This window comes from Burkholderia sp. BC1 (assembly GCF_052683555.1).
Genome location: NZ_JBQYLP010000194.1, coordinates 1 through 559, shown reverse-complemented (window position 1 = coordinate 559; position 559 = coordinate 1). Strand labels below are relative to the sequence as shown.

At 69.6% G+C, this 559-nt stretch carries 1 protein-coding gene and 2 pseudogenes; all 3 read right to left on the bottom strand.

Annotation, left to right across the window (positions count from 1 at the left end; all coding sequences use genetic code 11):
* Window positions 1-22: 22 nt before the first annotated feature.
* Complete coding sequence (locus ACSHSS_RS30315) at window positions 23-220, bottom strand: hypothetical protein (RefSeq protein ID WP_445545980.1); 198 nt, start codon at window positions 218-220, stop codon at window positions 23-25.
* Window positions 221-254: 34 nt separating this feature from the next.
* A pseudogene (locus tag ACSHSS_RS30310) lies at window positions 255-320 on the bottom strand (aldehyde dehydrogenase family protein); the annotation flags it as partial.
* A gap of 122 nt (window positions 321-442) precedes the next feature.
* A pseudogene (locus tag ACSHSS_RS30305) lies at window positions 443-559 on the bottom strand (alpha/beta hydrolase); the annotation flags it as partial.

The following is a 559-nucleotide window of genomic DNA, read 5'->3' as shown; positions in this document are numbered from 1 at the left end:
GCGATGCGCTCCGTGTAAAGGTTCAACGCGGATAGTACGGCGGAATCTGCGGGTCGACGTCGAACCACACCGATTTCGCATGGATGTACTCGTGCATCGCGTCGAAGCTCTTTGCGCACCCGTCGTCGCTCGCGCAGACGCTGCCGAGCGGCGAGCCGGGGCTCACGCGCTTGTAGCCATCCGCACCGCCTCTCGGATCCGCGTGCGAAGCCGTGCGCACGCTGTCGGTCGCGCGTCCAGAGGCCGGCGCCGAGCCCGCACGCGACGCGGGCCGCGATCGCGAGCGCCTCGTCGCCGGTGCGAAACGTCGTGACCGTCACGAACGGGCCGAACCCTGCGTGCTGCGCGACGCGGTCGCCCGGCTTCGCATGCACGCAAAAGCGGCGGGCGTAGGCCCGCCGCGTCGATCTCCGCGCGCACCTCGCGGCGCGCGCATGCGCCGTTACTTCAGACGCGTCGCGATTTCGTTCGCCATCGCCTTCAGCGCGGCCTGCGTCGGCGCATCGGCGGCCAATGCGTTGAGCAGCCCGAAATCGTGGATCGTGCCGTCGTAACGCGT